The sequence below is a fragment of the Pandoraea sp. PE-S2R-1 genome, from assembly GCF_002179865.1.
Lineage (GTDB): Bacteria > Pseudomonadota > Gammaproteobacteria > Burkholderiales > Burkholderiaceae > Pandoraea.
The window spans coordinates 361,157-379,734 of the sequence record NZ_NGUR01000015.1 but is presented as its reverse complement, the minus strand read 5'-3'; the positions used below and the strand labels follow the sequence as shown (position 1 = coordinate 379,734).

The following is an 18,578-nucleotide window of genomic DNA, read 5'->3' as shown; positions in this document are numbered from 1 at the left end:
AGATCGATGCTTCAGGTCGTCGCTTCAGGCCGGTGGCAGCGTGGCGTAGCTCGCGCGGCCGATGGCCACGAGGCCGCCCTGCGAATTGAAGAGATCGACGTCGGCTACGCCGATGCTCTTGCCGAGGCGGCGCACGCGGGCAACGGCGCGCAGATCGGTGTCGATGGCCGGACGCAGATAATCGACGCGGAAATTGACCGTCGGCAGACCGCGGCCGACGAGCATGCCCACGGCAAAGTCACCGACCGTGTCGATCACGGCCGCGAGCGGGCCGCCATGCCACTGACGGGTGCCCGAGCCGCGCTCGAACGCGTTTTGAAACGGAATCTCGACGTCGAGCGTTTGCGCGTCATGGTCGATGCCGGTCACGCGCATGCCAAGCCACGCGATGAAGGTCGACTTGTCAAACGCCTGCTGAACCTGTTCGGCGGAGAGGGTGGCGGGGGTGGCGGCGGTGCTCATGCGGCCACCAGTACTTTGCCGACGATCTGGCGGTTTTCCAGCGAGGCGAGGGCGTCGGCACCTTGTTCCAGCGGCCACTTCTTGTCGACGAGCACGCGCAACTTGCCCGAGGCCACGAGGTCGAGCAGTTCGTGCAGGTCTTCGCGCTCCCAGCCGTTCGAGCCGCGCACTTGCAATTCGAACGTCCAGATGAAGCGCAGGTCTTCCTTGGGATCGAAACCGGCAGTGGCACCGCACGTCAGAATTCGGCCGCCTTGGCGCAGGCATCGCAGCGAGCGCGTCCACGTGTCGCCGCCGGTGAAGTTCACCACGACGTCCACGCCGCCGTTGTTACCGGCGCCGCGACGGCGTGCCGCCTTGCCGTAACGCGTGCGCACGACTTCCACAAAGTCTTCTTCGGTGTAGAGAATGATGTCGTCCGCGCCGATTTCGCGCAGACGCTCGCCTTTCTCGACCGAGCCTGCACAAGCGATCACTTCTGCACCGGCCAGCTTGGCGAGTTGCACGGCGCACACGCCGACGCCGCCGCTGGCGCCGAGAATCAGCACGCGCTCACCGGCTTTCACCTGCCCGATGCGCTGCATCATGCGCAACGCAGTGCCATAGGCCACCGGCAATGCTGCGGCGTCGTCGAACGAGACGGCGTCCGGCAGGCGCACGAGTTGGTGCGCCGGAACGCGGCACAGTTCGGCCAGACCGCCGTGGGTGGTCTCGCCTACGAGGCCGCCGGTCACGCGATTGATCGGGTCGACCAGCACGCGCTCACCGACTTGCCAGCCGTCGACGCCCGGGCCGATGCTGGCGATTTCACCGGCGACGTCGAGCCCGATGATGACGGGGAACGGCAGCTTGATGCCGGGCATGCCGCGACGGGTGAACACGTCGTGATAGTTCAGCGACGAGGCGCGCACGCGCAGCACCACTTCGCCGTCACCGGCCACGGGATCGGGGAAATCGGTTTCGAGACGGAGGGCGTCGTTGCCGCCGTGTTCACGCAGGACAATGGCTTTCATAGTGGCGATTCGTCAGTTTCAGGGTGAGCGACGCCCTCGGGCAGTCGCCGATCATTTAAAAAGGAAAGCGGGAAACGAACCCTGTTGGTGTCTATCGATGCAGGACGCGGCTTATGTGGCTTGAGCCGCGGGGCACCGAGTCGGGGTTGGCTGGGTTCGTATCAGGAAGGTCAGACGCTCATGGGGCTTCAGGCGCGCTCGCCAGTCCGTGAATGGCCTGCGCCGTGATTTGCAAGCCATGCGTGAGCACGCTGTTGCGCCACACCGACGACACCGGCACGAACGCGTCGAGCACGTCCGCGCGCAATTGACGGTCGCGCAAGGCGTCGGGCTTGGCCGGTGCACGCGAGCGCAGCCATTGATCGAGCCGGTTGGCGACGCTGGCGTTCGAACCACGCGTGCCGAATTCGACTACGGCCCCGATGACCGGGCGGCCTTTGGCAAATTGCTCCACGCCACGGAACACGAGCCCCTGATAGTCGGGGCGGCGCAGGCCGTGCGGCCGTTGATCGAGCACACGTTCGGCACCCCACCAGCGGGCGGCTTCGCGTTGCTCGGCACTGTCTTCGCCGTTGAAGCAAAGGAAGAACGGCTCGCCGTACTCGCCAATACCCGTGTGCCAGTCGATCAGGCCGATGCGCTGCGCCTGCGACAGGTCGCGCTCGATAATCGTCTGGAGCGTGACGTTCGACCATTCGCGCGATTGGCCGCCATAAATCAGGCCGTCCGGGTGCGTGTACTGGCCGCTTGCCAGCGTGTTGAACAGGGCGTCGGCACCCTGCTCGGCACGAAACGCATCGATGGTGCGTGCGCTTTGCGCCAGGCCGTCAGTCGTCCATTCCAGCGGAATCAGATGCTCGTGCAGCGTCGCGTAGGCGGCGTTCTGCGGATACGGCTTGGCATGGTCGACGAAGTTGCGATTCAGATCGACGTTGTGCTCGGTCGTCCGCGTGGCATGGGCAAAGCCGTGGGGATTGAGCGCATGTACAAACGTCACGGCGACGTCGGCGGGCAGCGAGTGGGCGGCGTGTGTGAGCCATGCCGTTTGCACGGCAGACCCTGCGCCGCCTTCGAGCCCATGCGTGCCGCTGATCGCGAGCAGTTGATGCGGTGCGCGAGCCGGGCCGAGCCGGGCGACGTCAATGCTCAGTTCACTGCCATCGGGCGCTTTCGCGTCCGGATGAACGTACGTGCTGAGGTCGGCGCCCGCGTGATCGGCCGCGGTGCGAAAGCGTTGACGCGCGTCCGCATAGTCCACGCCGAACGCCTGCCACCAAGTGGGTTGCTGGCTCATGCCAGATCTCCCTCGATGAATTGCAGTGCGACGTGGAAGCCATCGGCGGCGGCGACCAGCACGCTGCCGTCGGCCAGTGTTGTCGACGGCACGCGGTTTTCCTTGAGCGTAGCGAGTACTTGGGCGAGCGAGCGCGTGCGCAGAATCAGTGCGACGTTGCGCTCGCTGCCGTCTTGCGTTGTCTCGACCTTGCCGAAGCGGCGCTCGGCTTCAGCGGGCGTGACGAATTGCACGCGTGCGCGGCCGGCTTGCAGCGCGTAGCCGTCGTGACCCGAGGCCGTGAGCACGCCCGGGCCGAAGACGCGGTCGTAGAGGGCAGCGGTCACGGCAGGGTTCGGCGACGCGATGACGAAGCCGACGATGTCGGTCACGCCATTCGGGTGTTCGCGCCACTCATCGCGCCACACGTGTTCGGGCGTGAAGTGGTGGCAGAAGAACGTGCGGCCGTTGCGCACGAGTTCCGTCGACAGGCGCACGGTGCGGAAGCGGGCATCTTGCGTGGTGCCGTCGGGCAGGCGCACCGGGCGGAAGAATTCGGCGGGCGTTTCCACGGCGACGCCGCGGGCTTCGAGACCGGCATGCAGCGCGTGCGAGTCTTGCGTCTTGAAGACGAGTCCGGTCAGGCCGAGCGGGGCCTGCGTGACGTCGGGGCGGGCGGTCGACTTGCCGGCCTCGTAGCCGAGCAGTTCGAGATAGTTCTCGCCGAAGATGGCGAGATGGTTGCTCGTGCCCAGCGAATGGTGACCGCGCTCGGTCAGGGCGAAGCCCAGACGGCGGTAGGTGTCGACGGAGGCTTCGAGTTCGCCTTTGACGTTGATGACAACGTGATCGAGGACCGGGGCAGGGATCTGGCTCATGCGCGGCCCCCGTTGCTGTGGCGTTGGCGGCGCTGGATCAGCGGGGATGAAATGAACGAAACGAGGGTGGCGGCGAAGGCAACGCCTTGATCAATACGACTGGACACGACAGCTCCCGGCAGAAATAGGACGACGCGTCCATTCTAGGAGGAAGTGTCCGCCGGGCAAACTGACCGTTTTTGCTTTGCTTAGCGACGCGGGCGGGATCGTGAGGCGCTCACGACGCCGGGCGCCTCGGCAGGGGCTTCATGGGCGCCATGAGCTTCAAGGGTGTTCACGAGATGGTCGGAGAACGCCTTGACGCGGGGGCTCAGTTCGCGCCGTGAAGGGTACACGAGATAGAGGCCCGCTTGCGAGGACGTTGGCGAGGACTTGTCCGCCGGTGTGGCGAGCGCCCAACGCACGAGTTCACCGCGCGCAACTTCGGGCTCGCAGGCGTGTTCGGGCAGGACGGCGACGCCGGCCCCCTTGAGGGCCAACTGCTTGAGCAAAGCGAAGCTGTTGGTCGCCACCGCCGGATGAGCGGGCGCATTCAGCGCAGCTGAGCGGGGCAGCGCGGCGGGGGCGGCGCGGCTTCTGAATGCCAGTTGAGGCGCGTCGGGCGTCTCAGCCTTTCCATAGGCCGGATTGACGAATCTCCCGAAGCGGAAGGAGGCAATGCGCCGCGCGATGACGTGATCGCCGCCCGGGTTGCCGCCGCGAATCGCCATATCGAGGTTGTCGTCCACGAAATCGCTCACGCTGTCGTCGACCAGAATGTCAAAGCGAATCTGAGGGTGTGCGGCCCGAAACGAGACGACGGCTTCGCTCAACGTATCGAACGGAAAGTCGAATGGCACGCTCATGCGGATCGACCCGGCGAGCGCGGTCACACCCGACACACTCGCGACACCCTGATCTTCGGCCTCGCGCAGCGCTGCAATCGCCGGGGCGACACGGTCGTAGTAAGCGCGCCCGTCGTCGGTCAACGCGATACGCCGTGTCGTACGGCGCAACAGCACCGCACCGAGATGCGCTTCGAGGGCCGCCACACGGGCGCTGACCGTTGAGCGGGGAATATCCAGCTGACGCGCCGCGCCCGAGAAGGCGCCGCACTCTACGACGGTCACGAAGGCGAGGGTGGCGTTGAGATCCATTGTCCATTCAATTGGCAAGTCTTGCCAATTTTAGACGGCTTATCGTGCAGATGGCGAATCGGCAGAATGCAGGTGAATCTCACCGTGCGTGAGCTTAACTTTCCGCAAAAGGAGCCAGACGTTTCATGCAATCCGAATTCAATCCGCATGCCGACACCGTGTCGTTCGCCAACATGGAGGTCCGCCTGATCGAAGGCGTGAGCACGCCCCGCCACGGCAGCGCGCGCGATCTCACCATCATGGACATGACGGTCAACCCGAACGGCGGTGCGCCGATGCATCGTTCGCTCGATGAGGAAAAGACGTTCGTTCTCACGCAGGGGCGCTTGCGATTCACGGTGGGCGAGACGACGCAAGACGTCGCCGCTGGCGACACCGTCAACGTCGCGAAGGGCGACGTGCACGGCTTCACGAACGACGCCGACACGCCCGCCCGCATGCTGCTGGTGTCGACGCCCGCGCGTCACGACGCGTTCTTCCGCGCCATGGCGGCGCTGCCGGTGCCGCACGAGCCCGAGGCGGTGCGTAGGGTATGCGAGACCTACCGGCAGGTGATTCTGGGGTTGTAATCCCGCCCCCGAATTACTGGTCGAACGGCACGCCCGCTGCGCGCAGCCGCCGCATGGCGCTATCCAGATGGGCCCGCGCACTGTGCGGGTCGCCTGCGCGCATCTCGGCGGCGGTACGGCGTGCAATGGCTTCGGGCACCGGGCGAAGTTCGCGCCCGGTACTCATGGCCTTGCATTGCACTTCGCAGGCACGCTCGAGGTAGTAGAGGTCGTCCCACGCTTCTGCGATGTTCGGCCCCGCGACCATCACGCCATGATGTTTCATGAAGACGATATCCGCGTCGCCCATTGCTGCGGCGATGCGGTCGCCTTCCTCATTGCCCAGCGCGAGCCCGTTGTAGTCGGTGTCGAGTGCTACACGGCCGTAGAACTTCAGCGCCGTTTGCCCCGCCCACACGAGCGGCTCGCCTTCGCTCATTGCGAGTGCGGTAGCCCACGGCATGTGCGTGTGGAAGGCGACGCGTACGCGCGGGTTGGCACGATGCAGCCGCGCATGGATGTAGAACGCCGTGGCCTCGGGCACACCGTCGCCTGCGACGACACTGCCGTCAAGATCGCAGACCAGCAGACTCGACGCCGTGACTTCCTCGAACGCGAGCCCGAACGGGTTCACGAGAAAGTACCGGTCACTGCCGGGCAGCATGGCCGAGAAGTGGTTGCAGATGCCTTCTTCGAAACCGTGCACGGCCGCCAGCCGAAAGCACGCCGCGAGTTCTTCGCGGGCGGTGCGTACGGCGGGGGCGTCGAGATCAATGTCTGTCGTACGGCCGTGCGGGGATGTCGTCGCACCGTTGTTCAGGGTCAGCGTGTGTGCCATGTCGTCGTCTCCATGAGCGAAGGGGCTGGCGTCGCGCGCGTTACCAGCCGCATCCGTCGAATAACGGCACCACGGCGTCGAGCGTGGGAAGTGTGGCGTCGGGCGTGTAATCGGGCAGGCGCTGGCGGCCCGTGCCGCGATCGATCCAGACGCAGCGGAAGCCAATGTCGCGTGCCGCCGCATGATCGAGATGCGGGCTGGCACAGATATGCACCACATCCTCCTTCGTCACGCCGAGCTGCGCATGCGCGTGGTCGAACAGGCGCCGGTCCGGTTTGTACGCCCCGGCCTGCTGCGCGGTGATCACGCGATCAATATGGCCGCCGAGCTGCGCTACGTTGCCCGCGATGATGTCGTCATCCGTGTTGGAGACGATGCACAACCGGTAGCCGCGCGCCTTGAGTGCGGCCAGCGTGGCGACGACTTCGGGGAACGGCGGCATCGCCGAAATATTGCCGGTCAGCACTTCGATGTCTTGCGGCGAGGCTTGCAGCCCGAGGTCTTGCAGGGCAAGCCGCAAGCCTTCACCGGCCACGTCGCGAAAACGCTGGAACGGCGGCGTTTGCTCGAGCCGGTGCTCGTGATGATCGAATCGCGCGAGCAGGTCGCGCGTGGCGATCCGGTGATCCGGCTTGCTCGCGAGAATGCACTCGACGGCATTGCGCAAGCCTTCATCCCATTGGATCAAGGTGCCGTAGCAGTCGAAGGTGAGCCATTGCGGCCGGGAGCTTTGCTTGAGCGAAAGGGACATGGCGGGTGGCGGGGGAAGCGCGTTATCGATGGGAACACCGCCAGCGTATGGCGACTGCATCATATTTTGAAATTAAATTAAAATGCATCACTTATCGATAATGTAAATATGGTGCCGCCATGCTCGATCTTGGCTTGCTCAGAACACTCGTCGCCGTTGTGGACGAGGGCAGCTTCACGCGCGCGGCCGAGCGGGTGCACCGCACGCAGTCGACCGTGAGTCAGCAGATTCGCCGTCTCGAAGACGATTTGGGCCGGCAACTGCTGATGCGTGATCGCTCCGGTGTGCTGGTCACGCCCACGCCGCGTGGCGAGTTGCTGGCGCAATATGCGCGCAAGTTGCTGGCGATCTCGACCGAGGCGCTCGATGCGATGGAGAGCGATAACCGCGTGACGACGGTACGGGTGGGCATGCCTGAAGACTTCGACGCGCGACGCATGGCCGACATCCTGTCGCAGTTTGTGAGGGCGCAGCCGGATATCCGGCTCGAAGTGCTGGCGGGGATGAGTACGGATCTGCGTCAGCGGCTCGCGTCGGGTGATCTTGAACTGGCGCTTGTGAAACGCGAGCCCGGACAAGGGGAGTGTCTTGCCGCGTGGCCCGAACGATTGGTCTGGGCGATAGCGGCCGATGCAGGGGCGCAGGCCTTCGCCGATGCGCCGGTGCCGCTCGCGCTGTTTCCACAGGGATGCATCTATCGGCAGCGCGCCATTCGCAGTCTGGATGCGCAGCACCGGCCGTGGCGCATTGCGTTCGGCAGTCACAGCCTGACGGGGATTCAGGCGGCGGTGTCGTCAGGACTCGGCGTATCGGTGCTGCCCGAGAGTGCGCTGCTCGACGATCACACGGTATGCGACACGCTGCCCCCGCCACCGCCGTCGGAAATCGCGTTGATCGACGGTGGCGGTCCGGCATCGGCGTCGCAACGCGTGCTGGCCGATTTTCTACGTCATACGGTGATGGCGTAACGCGATCACGCTGCCTCCGACGCCGACTCGCCCCGGCGCTCGCGCGCGTCAGCGGGGCCCATGCTCATTTGCACGGCCAGCGCACACAGGAACGCGAAGATGCCAGCGGCAAGAAATGCGCCGCTGAAGCCGCTGCTGTACGCCACACGACCTGCATCGAGCAGCGCAGTGTTGAGTGCAGCCGGATACAGATGCAGGGCCTGCGCAAAGTCGCCTGCCGAAATAGCATCGGCGAAATCGAGCCGGGTGGCCACGTCGTGGACGCCAGCGGCCGGCGCTGCACTCAGCACTTGCGGCAAATGCGCCGCGACGCTGCGATGCACGCCCGCCGTGAGGACGGCGCCCAGCGCGGTATAGCCGAGCAAGATCCCCGAGAAGCGGAACGTTGTGCTGATGCCCGAGGCCATGCCCGCGCGCTCGCGCGCAATCGTGCCCATGATGGCCTTCTGCGTTTCACCGTTGAGCAAACCGCCACCGCTGCCGAGTACGAACATCGCGAGCATCAGCGATAACGTCGAATGAGCCAGACCCTGCGACGACACATACGACATCGCCAGATTGCCCACGCCGGTGAGTCCCAACCCGATCACGAGAATCCGGTACGACGGCAGCCATGCCGCCAGACGTTTTCCCACTTGCGGCAGCAGCAACATCGCCACGGCGAACGGCAGCATCGCAATACCGGCACCCAGCACCGTCTCGCCCCGCGCGTTCTGGAGAAACTGCGGCAACAACGAGGCCATCACTTGCGCACACGCGGCGTAAGAGAACATGGCGAGCGTGGCACCGGCGAAAGGCCACGAGCGGAACAGCGACAGGTCGAGCATCGGATGCTCACGTGCGCGCTCCACCATCGCGAAGACGATGAACAACGCACCGCCCGCTGCAATGCGCAGCAGAATGCCCGGGCTGGTCCATCCCTGCGCCGGGCCGACGATGAACGCCCATGTCACGCAGAACATCGCCGAGGCAAACAACGCGATGCCGGGCACGTCGACAGGGCGCTGCACCTGCGCTTTCGATTCAGGCACGATGCGCACGACGGCAAACGCCAGCGCTGCACAAATCGGCGCGTTGACGTGAAACGCCCAGCGCCAGCCCAACGTGTCGCCAATGATGCCGCCGATGAGCGGCGAGAGCACCATCGTCAGACCCATCACCGCGCCCCACAAGCCCCATGCGCGGGCACGGGCTTCTTTCTCATGAAACCCATGACCGATGATGGCGAGCGCGGGCGCGAGCAGGAAGGCGGCCCCGACGCCTTGCGCGGCACGAGAAAAATAGAGCCATTGCGCGGTCGGCGCGAGACCGCACGCGAGCGAGGCCAGCGCGAAACCGGCGATGCCGCACAAAAACACCCGGCGGCGGCCAAAGCGGTCGGCAATCGACCCGGCGGGCAGCAACAACGCGGCGAAGCACAGCACATAGGCACCGATGACCCACTGCACGTCGGCGAAGCTCGCGTGCAACTGCGCGGAGATCGTGGGCAGCACCACGCCGACGACGTTGGTGTCGAGCACCGTCATCGCGCAGCCGGTCGAGGCCGTCAGCAACAGCGCGAGACTGCCCGTCGCCGAGCCTTCCGGCGACGTGGCGGCGCTGCCTGAATTAGCGGACTTGGACGTTGCCATGGTTGCTATCCGGTTGTGTCAGGCCGTCGACACCGGCCTTGGCGATTTCTTCGTCGTGCTGCGGCGTGTCGGCCGATACGCCAATGGCGCCCACGACCGTGCCGTTCACCACGAGCGGCAGACCGCCGCGCATCAGCACATAGCCGGGTGCTGTGCCCACTGCGCGACGGCTGCCGTTCAGCGCATCTTCGAGCACACCGCTCGGGCGGCGGAACAGGGCGGCGGTACGCGCCTTGCCCGGTGCGAGATCGACGCCCGCCGGGACGGCGGCGTTGTCCATGCGCACGAGCGCGATGGGCAGGCCGCCGGCATCGACGACCGAGATGACGCACGGCCAGCCTTCGGCTGCGGCTTTGGTTTGCGCGGCGCGAATGACGTTCTGGGCTGCGTCGAGCGTGAGCACCGGGCGCGTGGGCAGTTCGGCGGCACGCGCGACGAGGGGGACTGCGCCCGCGCACAAGGCGATCGACACGGCAATGGCTTGTGCTGCACGACGGGTCTTAGTGGTATTGAGCGTGTTGAAACGGGACATCGACATCATCATGAAACTCCCTGCAAAGGTGACAAAAGCATGCGAACGCGCGACGTTAGTTGTGGGCGATTCGCATGTCGTCATTCGATCACGCGAGGGCGCGGGAGTCATTGCCGGGCGGCGGCGAAGTTATTAGGTTCAGCCTAATGAAATGCACGGTGACGGGTGAACGGCGGGCGCGGTAGCATGGCGGGCAACCCTTGCCAACGATGAGGACTTCGTGGAACTTCGGCACTTTCGCTACTTCGTGACGCTTGCCCAGACGCTGCATTTCGGCCGCGCTGCACAGGCGCTGGACATTGCCGCACCCACGCTGACCGTGCAGATTCAGGACATCGAGCGCGATTTGGGCGTGCAGCTATTTGTGCGCAGTCGACGCGACGTGCGGCTGACGCCGGCCGGAGAGATGTTCTTGCTGGAAGCGCGACAGGTGCTTGCACAAGCCGAGCGGGCCGTACTCGCGGGGCAGCGGGCGGGCCGTGGCGAGACCGGGCGGGTGGAGATCGGCTATGCAGGCTCGGCCGTCTTCTCCGGCGTGTTGCAGTCACAACTCGCGACGTTTCGGCAGGCGTGGCCCGGTGTCATCGTCACCGCGCGTGAAGTCCCGCAGGGCGAGTTGCCGATGATGCTTGTCGAGAACCGTATCGACATTGCACTGCTGCGCATGCCGATGAATCTGCATACCCGCCACCGCGCGCATGTGCTGTTTCGCGACAGCTTTTGCGTGGCGTTGCCCGCCGGTCATGCACTGGCCGCGCCGCCCGGTGCCGTCGATGCCGATGCGTTGGAGAACGAGCGCTTCATCGTGCCCGAGCAACCGCTGGGCACCTACGAAGTGGCGCGACGGGGTGGCTTTACGCCCGTCGGCACGACGACCCCTGGCTCGCTGGTAGCGGTGCTCTCGCAAGTGGCGCTGGGCGAGGGCGTGGCGATCGTGCCGGACGTGCTGGTCGGTGCGACGGCGATTCCGGGCGTGGTCTTCAAGCCGTTGGCCGGACCGCCGATTCACTCTGAAATTTCTGCCGTTTTCCGCAGCTTCGAGCCGTCGCTCGCGGTGTCGCGCCTGATTGCCCAAATCACCCGGACACCGGCTATTACGTCGTACGCGCTGTTCGATCGGGCAGAGTGAGTGGCGATTGTCACATCGGGTCGGTATCGTCTCTGCTCTCGCTATTCGCGTTGCCGTTCACGTATTGATCCGTCATGCCTTCCGCGCCGCTCGTTCGTATTGCCACACCCGCCGATCGCGGTGCCCTTCAGACGCTCTATCGCCAATTGGTCGACGACGACAGGGTGAACGTCACGACGTCGCAAATCGAGGCGCTTGCACAAGACACGCGCACGCGGCTCTTCGTCGCTGACGTGGATGGCATGGTGCGCGGCACGGTGATCGTCACCGTCTGCCCGGACGCGATGTATGCCGATCAACCGTTTGCCGTCATCGAGAACATCGTGGTCGATACGCAGTGCCGTGGCAGTGGTGTCGGCCGTGCGCTGCTCTGTGAAGTCGAACGATTCTGTCTCGCGCAGCACTGCTCGAAGATGATGCTGCTCAGCTCCGTCGCCCGGGCCGAGGCGCACCGGTTCTTCGAGCGCTCAGGGTTTGCCGGTGATATCAAACGCGGGTTCGTGAAGTACCGCCGCCAATTCGCGCCGACGGTCTGACGCCTGCCGTCATTCGTCCGGATGAAAGCGGGCGAGCAGTTCCAGAAACAAGTCCAGCGCGCGTGTGTGCGGCCGTGAGGTTTCGGTGATGGCGCTGATCGTGTTCTCGTACTCCGGCCCCGAGGGCACCCGCACGAGCGCGTGCCGCTTCGAAAACAGTGACGCGTAATACTGCGGCAACAGCCCGACGTAATGCCCGGATAGCACCAGCATTGCGACGGCTTCCAGCCCCGACGCCGCCGGGCCGCGTGTGAGCCCCAGTGTGTTGAGTGCCTCGTGCACGAACGGCTGCGAGCGATAGACAAGCGGTAACGTGCTCGCATCGCGCAAGCGATGGCGTGCCACGAATAGCTGATGGCGTTCGATAAAGAGCCGCTGGTAGTTGAAGCCGGCTTCGCGCCGGTACATCCCCCGAATGGCGATCTGCACCCGGCGCTCGCGCAAGGCGAGGTCGAGTTCGTTGAAGGTCATCACCGTGAGTTCGACCTTGACGTCCGGCGCCTGCGCCTTGAATTCGGCCAATGCCTCGGGGATATGGCACCCCACATCCGACACGATGTGCTCGACCATGCCAATCGACAACGTGCCCGACAGCACGCCACGCACCGCGTCGATCTCGGGGCGAATCCGCTCCAGCGACTTGAGCGCATCACGCGCCAGTTCCAGCGCCACCTTGCCCGCGTGGGTGAGCACGAAACCCGATGGGCCGCGCTCGCAAAGCCGCGCGCCCAGCGTCTCTTCCACGTCGCGGATGTGACGGCTGATCGACGCCTTCGACATATTCAACTGCTTTTCCGCCGCCGCGAAGCCGTTGGCCTGCGCCACGGCACAGAAGATGCGCAGGGAGCGCAAGTCCCGTTCGTTGAAGTCCCGTCCTGCCATGAATCGGTTCCTGGAGAGGTTACGTTTTTTGCAACCATACCAATAAAAAAATCATTTTTCATGATCTTTTTGCCCGCATACAGTGAATTGCAAGGCCCCTGACATGAGGTCGTCATGACCCGTACGGCCGGACAGATTCAACAACACCCCACAACGCGAGGCACGCTATGAAGACCTGGTCCAGAAGATCCTTTGTGAAGGCGACGCTTGCCTCGGGCGCGGTGTTCGCGCTGCCGACGCTGGCGTTTGCCGAGGGCGGCACGCTGGCCGACATCAAGAAGCGCGGCAAGCTCACCGTCGGCACGGAAGCGGCGTATGAGCCGTTCGAATATGTCGAAAACGGGCAGGTGGTCGGCTACGGTCACGACGTGCTCGAGTTGATGGCCGCCAAACTCGGCGTGAAGCTCGAACAGATGAATCTGCCGTTCCAAGGCTTGCTGCCGGGCCTGATGTCGCACAAGTTCGACTTCGTCGCGACGAGCGTGGGCATCACGCCCGAGCGCGCCAAGCGCTTTGCGTTCAGCCAGCCGGTGGGTGTCGTGCGCTCGGTGCTGATGGTGCGCGCCGACGACATGTCGATCAAACGCGACATGGACATCGGCGGCAAGACCGTGGGCACGCAGATGGGCTCATCGTCCCAGCCGGTCGCCGACGAGTTCGAAAAGGAACTGAAAGAAAAGACCGGCAAGGGCTACGCGGGGACCAAGCTGTTTCAGGCGTACCCGGATGTCTCGAATGCGCTGTCGAACAAGACCGTGGACGTCGCGCTGATGCCCTCGAACATCGCCGCCGTGCAGATGCGCAAGCAACCCAACGTGTTTCGCATTGCGGGTGAAATCGGTCAGCCCAAGCTGCTCGCATGGGTCGCCAACCCCAACGATCTTGAAATCCGCAAGTTCATCAACGACTCGCTCGATGAGTTCCGGGCGAGCGGCAAACTGGCCGTCTTGCAGAAGAAGTGGTTTGGCGCACCGATGGAAACGCCGCGCGAAAACTATCTGCCTGCTGGCGCGATCTGACGGCCGCCGCCATGCTGGACTGGATCGATAAAAGCGGCGTCATTGCTCCGTTTCTCGAGGGTGTGGTCTCGGGCACGGCCGTGACCATCGGCGCGTCGGCTGTGGCGTTCGTGATCGGGATGGCGCTCGGCATCGTGCTGCTGATTGCGCGCATCGCGCCCTTCGCGCCCGTGCGCTCGTTCGTGGTGTTGTGGGTGAGTCTGATTCGTGGAACGCCAGCGCTGATTCACATGCTGATCGCGTATTACATGGTGCCGGCGATGCTCGATATCTCGATCTCGCCGATCACCGCAGGCATCGCCGCGCTGGCGTGTAACACGAGCGCCTACATCGTGGAGATTCTGCGCGGTGCGCTCGGCACGATCTCGCCGGGGCAGCGTGCCGCCGCGTATGCGCTGGGCATGCGTGCGCCGTACGTCTGGCGTCACGTGCTGCTGCCGCAGGTGATCTACCGGGCGATTCCGCCGCTCACGAGCGAGTTCACGATTCTGCTCAAGGCGTCGTCGCTGATGTCGATCATCGCCGTGCCCGAGCTGGCCACCGTGGCGCGCAACGCGACATTGCAAACCGATCTGCCGTTGCAAGTGTTCGCGGTCACCGCAGCGGTGTACTTCGTCATTCTGTTCTGCATCTCGGCAGCGTCGCGCATGTGCGAACGCCGGGTGTCGAGGATGCTGCCCCATGGTCATTGATTTCACCATCGTCAGAGACGCTGTCCCGGTCTTGCTGGAAGGGCTGCGTGTCAGCGCGCTGGTCAGCGTGATCGGCATTCCGCTGGGCATTCTCATCGGCATCGTGGCCGCGTATGCCACGCAATCCCGCACGTTGCTCAAGCCCGTGGCGCTCGCCTACGTGGAACTGGTGCGCAACATTCCTTACCTGATTCTCGTCTACCTGTCGTTCTTCGGGCTGCCCAAGCTCGGCATCGGCGCATCGGCAATGACGGTCGCAGTGGGGTGCACGGCGTTCTACACCGGCGGTTATTTCTGCGAAATCCTGCGCGCCGCATTGCGCAGTGTGGCGCGTGGCCAGACCCATGCGGCGCTCTCTCTCGGCATGACGTACTGGCAGACGCAGCGCCACATCGTCGCGCCGCAGTTGTTCGGCTTTCTCGTGCCGCCGACGACCAGCCTCGTGATCATGATGTTCAAGGACTCGGCCATTTTCTCGGTGATGAGCCTGCCGGAGATGACCTACCAGAGCAATCTGCTCACCGCCAATACCTTTGCTTACGTCGAAGTGCTCGGCACCACGGCGTTGCTCTACTGGGTCAGCAGTGTGGTGCTGGCCAGCGTGGGGCGGCGTCTGGAGACCGTGATCGGACGACGCGCCCGCCACGTCTGACGGCACTGCGACCTCTCTCGAACGTCACCACCAAGGACAACACGATGACTACCTATACCGTTGCGCCGCGAATCGGCCACCCGACGTTGCTGTATTCGGAACTCGATCTCGACATCGACAACCTGAAGGCCGATATTGCCGTGCTCGGCATGCCGTACGGCGCGCCGTATGCAGCGTCGGACTTCAGCAACGACCAGACCAATGCGCCCTCCGCAATTCGTCAGGCGACGGATCGCGTGGCGCGCAAACCCGATCACTACGACTTCGACATCGATGGGCCGTTGTTGCAGGGGCGCACCGACGTGCGGTTTGTCGATTGCGGCGACATCATTCCCGACCTGACGAAGCCGGGCGAGCACTATGCACGTGCCGAAGCGGCCGTTCGCAAGATCGCGGCGGGCGGTGCCATGCCCATCGTGCTCGGCGGCGATCACGGCATCACCACGCCGGTGCTGCGCGGGCTCGATCAGAAGGGGCCGATTACGCTGGTGCATATCGATGCGCATCTGGACTGGCGCGACGAAGTGAACGGCGTGCGTGAAGGGCTGTCGAGCCCGATTCGCCGTGCTTCGGAAATGGCGCACGTGGATCGCATCATCCAGATCGGCCTGCGCGCTCAGGGCAGCGGGCGCGAAGCCGAACTGGTGGCCGCACGCGCCTATGGTGCCGAGCTGGTCACGGCCTACGAGTTGCACGATATCGGGATGGATGCGGTGCTCGACCGGATTCCCGATGGCGGCAATTACTACCTGACGATCGATGCGGATGGGCTGGACCCGTCGACGATGCCCGCCGTGGCAGGACCGGCACCGGGCGGTGTGACCTTCGTACAGGCGCGCAAGCTGATTCACGGGCTGGTGCGCAAGGGGCGCGTCGTGGGCATGGACATCGTGGAGATTCAGCCCGAGAAGGACGACGCGAATCTGATCTCGTGCGTGACGGCCGGACGGTTGATCCTCAACCTGATCGGCGCTTCGATCCGTGCGGGGTATTTTGACAAGTCCACCGACAAGCAGGCCGGCAAATGAACCCGCAAGCGAGTTCAGCCGAGCCGGTCATCGACATCCGGGGTATCGACAAGTGGTACGGCACGCACCACGTGTTGAAGGCGTGTTCGACGCAAGTGAACAAGGGCGAGATTGTCGTGGTCTGCGGGCCGTCGGGCTCGGGCAAGTCGACGTTGATCAAGACCGTCAATGCGCTGGAACCGATTCAAAAGGGCGACATCGTGGTCGATGGCGTGTCGCTCATGGCGAAGACGACACGCCTGCCGAACCTGCGCAGCAAGGTCGGCATGGTGTTTCAGCACTTCGAGTTGTTCCCGCATCTGGACCTGACGCGCAACCTCACGCTGGCCCAGCAGATCGTGCTGGGACGCGACGCCGATACCGCGCGCACCAAAGCGCGTGCGTTACTCGATCGTGTGGGGCTGTCGGCGCACGCGCACAAGTATCCGGGCCAGTTATCGGGCGGTCAGCAACAGCGCGTGGCGATTGCGCGCGCGTTGTCGATGGACCCCAAGGCGATGCTGTTCGATGAACCGACTTCGGCGCTCGACCCCGAAATGGTCAACGAAGTGCTCGACGTGATGGTGGAACTCGCCCGCGACGGCATGACGATGATGGTGGTCACGCACGAGATGGGCTTCGCCCGGCGCGTGGCCCATCGCGTGGTCTTCATGGAAGACGGCGCCATCGTCGAAGACTGCCCGACCGGCGCGTTCTTTCAGGACACCGCCAACCCGGCCGTCAAACGCTTCCTTTCGAAAATTCTGACGCACTGAACGCTCATGACGCACACCCGAATCCGCAAATTCAACACCCGCGAAACGTATCCGGAGCAGAAGCTCGACAACGATCTCTGTCAGGCGGTAGTCGCGGGCAACACCATTTATCTGCGCGGCCAGATCGGTCAGGATCTGGACACACGCGAGTCCGTCGGCATTGGTGACGTCACGGCGCAGACCGAGAAGGCGATGGCCAACGTGGCAATGCTGCTCGAAGAATGCGGCAGCAAGCTTGAGGACATCTGCAAAGTCACCGTCTACATCATCGACCCGCGCTATCGCGAGGCCGTCTATCTGGTGATGGGGCGGTGGCTCAAAGGCGTATTCCCCGTGTCGACCGGCATCGTGGTGCAGGCGCTGGCGCGCCCGGAATGGCTGGTCGAGATCGACGTGACGGCGGTGAAGCCGGGCGCATAAGCCTGCGGGCGGCGCGGTGGAGCAAACCATTCAAACAGTGGTTTGCCTCGCTGGTTTATCGGTAAGCCGGGGTATTGTCGCGGGGAGCCGGCTCTGGCGCGATGCGCCGGATGCGGGCAGATAACCACGAGGACACCGTCGAATGAAAAGGGCAACCGAGTCCGAGCGTGACGCACGCCATGGGATGGGACGGCCGGCCGACAGACCGGCGGGCGGTCGTGCCTCCTTTCAGTCTGATCTTCGCCCTGAGAGTCAATCCCAAGGCCGGATTCGGCAATTGATGGATCGCAGTGCGCGCGGTGAAGCTGGCCGGGCGTTGGCCAGTTTGATCGAGGGCAGCCCCCGTACGACCGCGCAGCGAAGCGTTGTCGGCGGTCCTCCGGTTGGCGCGGTGAGTCGTATGCCGGTGATTCAGCGCGTCATCAAGATTGGCGAGGACGAATTCACGAAGCCGGGGGGTAATACCACGAGGGAGTTGATCGAAGAGATCGACAGCGATGAGCGTTCCGAATTGTGGCGGCGCGGTTGGCGCTCGCACATCAAGGACATGGCGGGCGAGGGCGGGGCGCCGTACGAATACGACGACCTCGACGAATTCATCACAACCCTCGCCAAGGAGTATGAAAAGGAAGATGACGACGGCGAGCTCTCGCGCCCTTCGTTTCCCAAGAAGGCCTATGAGCTTGCCAAGGGCACGGCGTCGGTACAAAGCGGCAAGGACAAAAGCGATATCAGTCTCAGCGATTTCGACCTCGCCATGCCGCATCGCATGCCGTTCTCCGACATTCGCTCCAGCGTGCTGCTGTTCGGGACCGGAAAGGAGACGGCATTGGATCTGGTCCGCTGGACGGACCGGCTCGTTGATGCGACCGAGCAGCGCAAGCGGCTCAATCTGAAAGGCGACGTCAAGGGCCTTTTGCCATCACGTTACAAGCAGATGGTCGAAGAGCAAATCGAGGACTTCCGCGACGAACGGGATCGTGTCGTCAAGATATGGTCATCGTCCAAGTCGACGAAGGATGTCTCGTTGTTGCGCCCGTTCCTGTCAAAGGTGAACGCGTTGCACGGCAATATTCCGGATCTCGGCAGCCACTCGACCAACAATATCCGCGTCAGTGACCGTCTTCATTCCCACTTTCTCAGCGGCGGTCCCATGACCCCGGGGACGAAGGCGGCCTACAGCATGTCACCACACCGCATCAGCAAGGGCATCGCCACGACGAGCGACGGCAGGTACATCGTAACCACCGACGATCATCGCGTTCCAGTGGGGCACGTGAAGACGCACCACGGGTTCTCTTCCACCAAGATACCGTCGAAAGACCTCCGCCCGCTGAAGCTGAACTTCGGCGACGATTCCGAGGACGATACCAGCGATACCTCCGACGACGAGCGAGATCTCTCGGAAGATGACACGGACGAAGACGACTACTGA

At 64.1% G+C, this 18,578-nt stretch carries 21 protein-coding genes; 11 read left to right on the top strand and 10 right to left on the bottom strand.

Going from position 1 to position 18,578, the window contains the following annotated elements; translation table 11 throughout:
• Positions 1-24: 24 nt before the first annotated feature.
• The 5 genes from CDV44_RS19095 to CDV44_RS19075 form a co-directional block, all read right to left on the bottom strand.
• The gene (locus tag CDV44_RS19095; protein ID WP_087689679.1) at positions 25-462 is read right to left on the bottom strand and encodes a PaaI family thioesterase; all 438 of its coding nucleotides are present in this window, start codon (positions 460-462) and stop codon (positions 25-27) included.
• Entirely contained in the window at positions 459-1,475 is a 1,017-nt protein-coding gene (locus CDV44_RS19090) for a zinc-binding dehydrogenase (RefSeq protein ID WP_087689677.1), read from the bottom strand. The genes CDV44_RS19095 and CDV44_RS19090 overlap by 4 nt, the downstream gene beginning before the upstream one ends.
• 178 nt (positions 1,476-1,653) lie before the next feature.
• Positions 1,654-2,769 carry a M14 family metallopeptidase gene (locus CDV44_RS19085; protein WP_087689675.1) on the bottom strand — a complete coding sequence of 372 codons (1,116 nt, stop codon included), beginning with the start codon at positions 2,767-2,769 and terminating at the stop codon, positions 1,654-1,656.
• Positions 2,766-3,626 carry a VOC family protein gene (locus tag CDV44_RS19080; protein WP_058377261.1) on the bottom strand — a complete coding sequence of 287 codons (861 nt, stop codon included), beginning with the start codon at positions 3,624-3,626 and terminating at the stop codon, positions 2,766-2,768. The genes CDV44_RS19085 and CDV44_RS19080 overlap by 4 nt, the downstream gene beginning before the upstream one ends.
• Before the next feature lie 188 nt (positions 3,627-3,814).
• Complete coding sequence (locus tag CDV44_RS19075; RefSeq protein WP_087689673.1) at positions 3,815-4,762, bottom strand: LysR family transcriptional regulator; 948 nt, start codon at positions 4,760-4,762, stop codon at positions 3,815-3,817.
• 125 nt (positions 4,763-4,887) lie between these two features.
• On the opposite strand from CDV44_RS19075, the gene CDV44_RS19070 reads away from it, so the two are divergent.
• Positions 4,888-5,331, top strand: a complete 444-nt coding sequence (locus CDV44_RS19070; protein WP_087689672.1) for a cupin domain-containing protein — start codon at positions 4,888-4,890, stop codon at positions 5,329-5,331.
• A 13-nt stretch (positions 5,332-5,344) separates the two neighbouring features.
• Here CDV44_RS19070 and CDV44_RS19065 read toward each other — a convergent pair whose 3' ends face one another.
• Together CDV44_RS19065 and CDV44_RS19060 are read right to left on the bottom strand one after the other, a co-directional pair.
• Entirely contained in the window at positions 5,345-6,148 is an 804-nt protein-coding gene (locus tag CDV44_RS19065; RefSeq protein ID WP_087689670.1) for an aldolase, read from the bottom strand.
• A gap of 40 nt (positions 6,149-6,188) precedes the next feature.
• Positions 6,189-6,899 (bottom strand): haloacid dehalogenase type II, encoded by a 711-nt coding sequence (locus CDV44_RS19060; protein ID WP_087689668.1) that lies wholly within the window; start codon positions 6,897-6,899, stop codon positions 6,189-6,191.
• A gap of 119 nt (positions 6,900-7,018) precedes the next feature.
• Here CDV44_RS19060 and CDV44_RS19055 point away from each other — a divergent pair, with 119 nt between their 5' ends.
• Positions 7,019-7,867, top strand: a complete 849-nt coding sequence (locus tag CDV44_RS19055) for a LysR family transcriptional regulator (protein WP_087689666.1) — start codon at positions 7,019-7,021, stop codon at positions 7,865-7,867.
• Between the two features lie 5 nt (positions 7,868-7,872).
• Here CDV44_RS19055 and CDV44_RS19050 read toward each other — a convergent pair whose 3' ends face one another.
• Both CDV44_RS19050 and CDV44_RS19045 read right to left on the bottom strand, forming a co-directional pair.
• A complete protein-coding gene (locus CDV44_RS19050) occupies positions 7,873-9,498 on the bottom strand; it encodes an MFS transporter (protein WP_087689664.1) in 1,626 nt (541 codons plus the stop codon).
• Positions 9,476-10,030: a heme-binding protein gene (locus CDV44_RS19045; protein WP_087690737.1), complete on the bottom strand. Its 555-nt coding sequence runs from the start codon at positions 10,028-10,030 to the stop codon at positions 9,476-9,478. The genes CDV44_RS19050 and CDV44_RS19045 overlap by 23 nt, the downstream gene beginning before the upstream one ends.
• 220 nt (positions 10,031-10,250) lie before the next feature.
• Here CDV44_RS19045 and CDV44_RS19040 point away from each other — a divergent pair, with 220 nt between their 5' ends.
• Entirely contained in the window at positions 10,251-11,159 is a 909-nt protein-coding gene (locus tag CDV44_RS19040) for a LysR substrate-binding domain-containing protein (RefSeq protein ID WP_087689662.1), read from the top strand.
• Positions 11,160-11,233: 74 nt separating this feature from the next.
• A complete protein-coding gene (locus CDV44_RS19035) occupies positions 11,234-11,695 on the top strand; it encodes a GNAT family N-acetyltransferase (RefSeq protein WP_087689660.1) in 462 nt (153 codons plus the stop codon).
• A gap of 9 nt (positions 11,696-11,704) precedes the next feature.
• On the opposite strand, the gene CDV44_RS19030 is transcribed toward CDV44_RS19035, so the two are convergent.
• Positions 11,705-12,577: a LysR family transcriptional regulator gene (locus CDV44_RS19030; protein WP_087689658.1), complete on the bottom strand. Its 873-nt coding sequence runs from the start codon at positions 12,575-12,577 to the stop codon at positions 11,705-11,707.
• Positions 12,578-12,744: 167 nt separating this feature from the next.
• Here CDV44_RS19030 and CDV44_RS19025 point away from each other — a divergent pair, with 167 nt between their 5' ends.
• The 7 genes from CDV44_RS19025 to CDV44_RS18995 all read left to right on the top strand — a co-directional run bounded on the left by CDV44_RS19025 (position 12,745) and on the right by CDV44_RS18995 (position 18,578).
• The gene (locus CDV44_RS19025; RefSeq protein ID WP_087689657.1) at positions 12,745-13,596 is read left to right on the top strand and encodes a transporter substrate-binding domain-containing protein; all 852 of its coding nucleotides are present in this window, start codon (positions 12,745-12,747) and stop codon (positions 13,594-13,596) included.
• A gap of 11 nt (positions 13,597-13,607) precedes the next feature.
• Positions 13,608-14,288: an amino acid ABC transporter permease gene (locus CDV44_RS19020; RefSeq protein WP_087689655.1), complete on the top strand. Its 681-nt coding sequence runs from the start codon at positions 13,608-13,610 to the stop codon at positions 14,286-14,288.
• Complete coding sequence (locus tag CDV44_RS19015; protein WP_087689653.1) at positions 14,278-14,940, top strand: amino acid ABC transporter permease; 663 nt, start codon at positions 14,278-14,280, stop codon at positions 14,938-14,940. Before CDV44_RS19020 ends, CDV44_RS19015 begins: the two co-directional genes overlap by 11 nt.
• A 44-nt stretch (positions 14,941-14,984) precedes the next feature.
• On the top strand, positions 14,985-15,968 hold the full coding sequence (locus CDV44_RS19010; RefSeq protein ID WP_087689651.1) for an agmatinase: 984 nt from the start codon (positions 14,985-14,987) through the stop codon (positions 15,966-15,968).
• Entirely contained in the window at positions 15,965-16,723 is a 759-nt protein-coding gene (locus CDV44_RS19005) for an amino acid ABC transporter ATP-binding protein (RefSeq protein WP_087689649.1), read from the top strand. The genes CDV44_RS19010 and CDV44_RS19005 overlap by 4 nt, the downstream gene beginning before the upstream one ends.
• A gap of 6 nt (positions 16,724-16,729) precedes the next feature.
• The gene (locus tag CDV44_RS19000) at positions 16,730-17,143 is read left to right on the top strand and encodes a RidA family protein (protein ID WP_087689647.1); all 414 of its coding nucleotides are present in this window, start codon (positions 16,730-16,732) and stop codon (positions 17,141-17,143) included.
• 280 nt (positions 17,144-17,423) lie between these two features.
• Positions 17,424-18,578: a hypothetical protein gene (locus CDV44_RS18995; RefSeq protein WP_087689645.1), complete on the top strand. Its 1,155-nt coding sequence runs from the start codon at positions 17,424-17,426 to the stop codon at positions 18,576-18,578.

Coding starts and splice junctions, on each gene's coding strand:
- CDV44_RS19045 (WP_087690737.1), bottom strand. CDS start 10,030: ATGTCCCGTTTCAACACGCTCAATACCACTAAGACCCGTCGTGCAGCA.
- CDV44_RS19060 (WP_087689668.1), bottom strand. CDS start 6,899: ATGTCCCTTTCGCTCAAGCAAAGCTCCCGGCCGCAATGGCTCACCTTC.
- CDV44_RS19090 (WP_087689677.1), bottom strand. CDS start 1,475: ATGAAAGCCATTGTCCTGCGTGAACACGGCGGCAACGACGCCCTCCGT.
- CDV44_RS19070 (WP_087689672.1), top strand. CDS start 4,888: ATGCAATCCGAATTCAATCCGCATGCCGACACCGTGTCGTTCGCCAAC.
- CDV44_RS19085 (WP_087689675.1), bottom strand. CDS start 2,769: ATGAGCCAGCAACCCACTTGGTGGCAGGCGTTCGGCGTGGACTATGCG.
- CDV44_RS19030 (WP_087689658.1), bottom strand. CDS start 12,577: ATGGCAGGACGGGACTTCAACGAACGGGACTTGCGCTCCCTGCGCATC.
- CDV44_RS19095 (WP_087689679.1), bottom strand. CDS start 462: ATGAGCACCGCCGCCACCCCCGCCACCCTCTCCGCCGAACAGGTTCAG.
- CDV44_RS19035 (WP_087689660.1), top strand. CDS start 11,234: ATGCCTTCCGCGCCGCTCGTTCGTATTGCCACACCCGCCGATCGCGGT.
- CDV44_RS19025 (WP_087689657.1), top strand. CDS start 12,745: ATGAAGACCTGGTCCAGAAGATCCTTTGTGAAGGCGACGCTTGCCTCG.
- CDV44_RS19010 (WP_087689651.1), top strand. CDS start 14,985: ATGACTACCTATACCGTTGCGCCGCGAATCGGCCACCCGACGTTGCTG.
- CDV44_RS19080 (WP_058377261.1), bottom strand. CDS start 3,626: ATGAGCCAGATCCCTGCCCCGGTCCTCGATCACGTTGTCATCAACGTC.
- CDV44_RS19075 (WP_087689673.1), bottom strand. CDS start 4,762: ATGGATCTCAACGCCACCCTCGCCTTCGTGACCGTCGTAGAGTGCGGC.
- CDV44_RS19005 (WP_087689649.1), top strand. CDS start 15,965: ATGAACCCGCAAGCGAGTTCAGCCGAGCCGGTCATCGACATCCGGGGT.
- CDV44_RS19020 (WP_087689655.1), top strand. CDS start 13,608: ATGCTGGACTGGATCGATAAAAGCGGCGTCATTGCTCCGTTTCTCGAG.
- CDV44_RS19050 (WP_087689664.1), bottom strand. CDS start 9,498: ATGGCAACGTCCAAGTCCGCTAATTCAGGCAGCGCCGCCACGTCGCCG.
- CDV44_RS18995 (WP_087689645.1), top strand. CDS start 17,424: ATGGATCGCAGTGCGCGCGGTGAAGCTGGCCGGGCGTTGGCCAGTTTG.
- CDV44_RS19055 (WP_087689666.1), top strand. CDS start 7,019: ATGCTCGATCTTGGCTTGCTCAGAACACTCGTCGCCGTTGTGGACGAG.
- CDV44_RS19015 (WP_087689653.1), top strand. CDS start 14,278: ATGGTCATTGATTTCACCATCGTCAGAGACGCTGTCCCGGTCTTGCTG.
- CDV44_RS19065 (WP_087689670.1), bottom strand. CDS start 6,148: ATGGCACACACGCTGACCCTGAACAACGGTGCGACGACATCCCCGCAC.
- CDV44_RS19000 (WP_087689647.1), top strand. CDS start 16,730: ATGACGCACACCCGAATCCGCAAATTCAACACCCGCGAAACGTATCCG.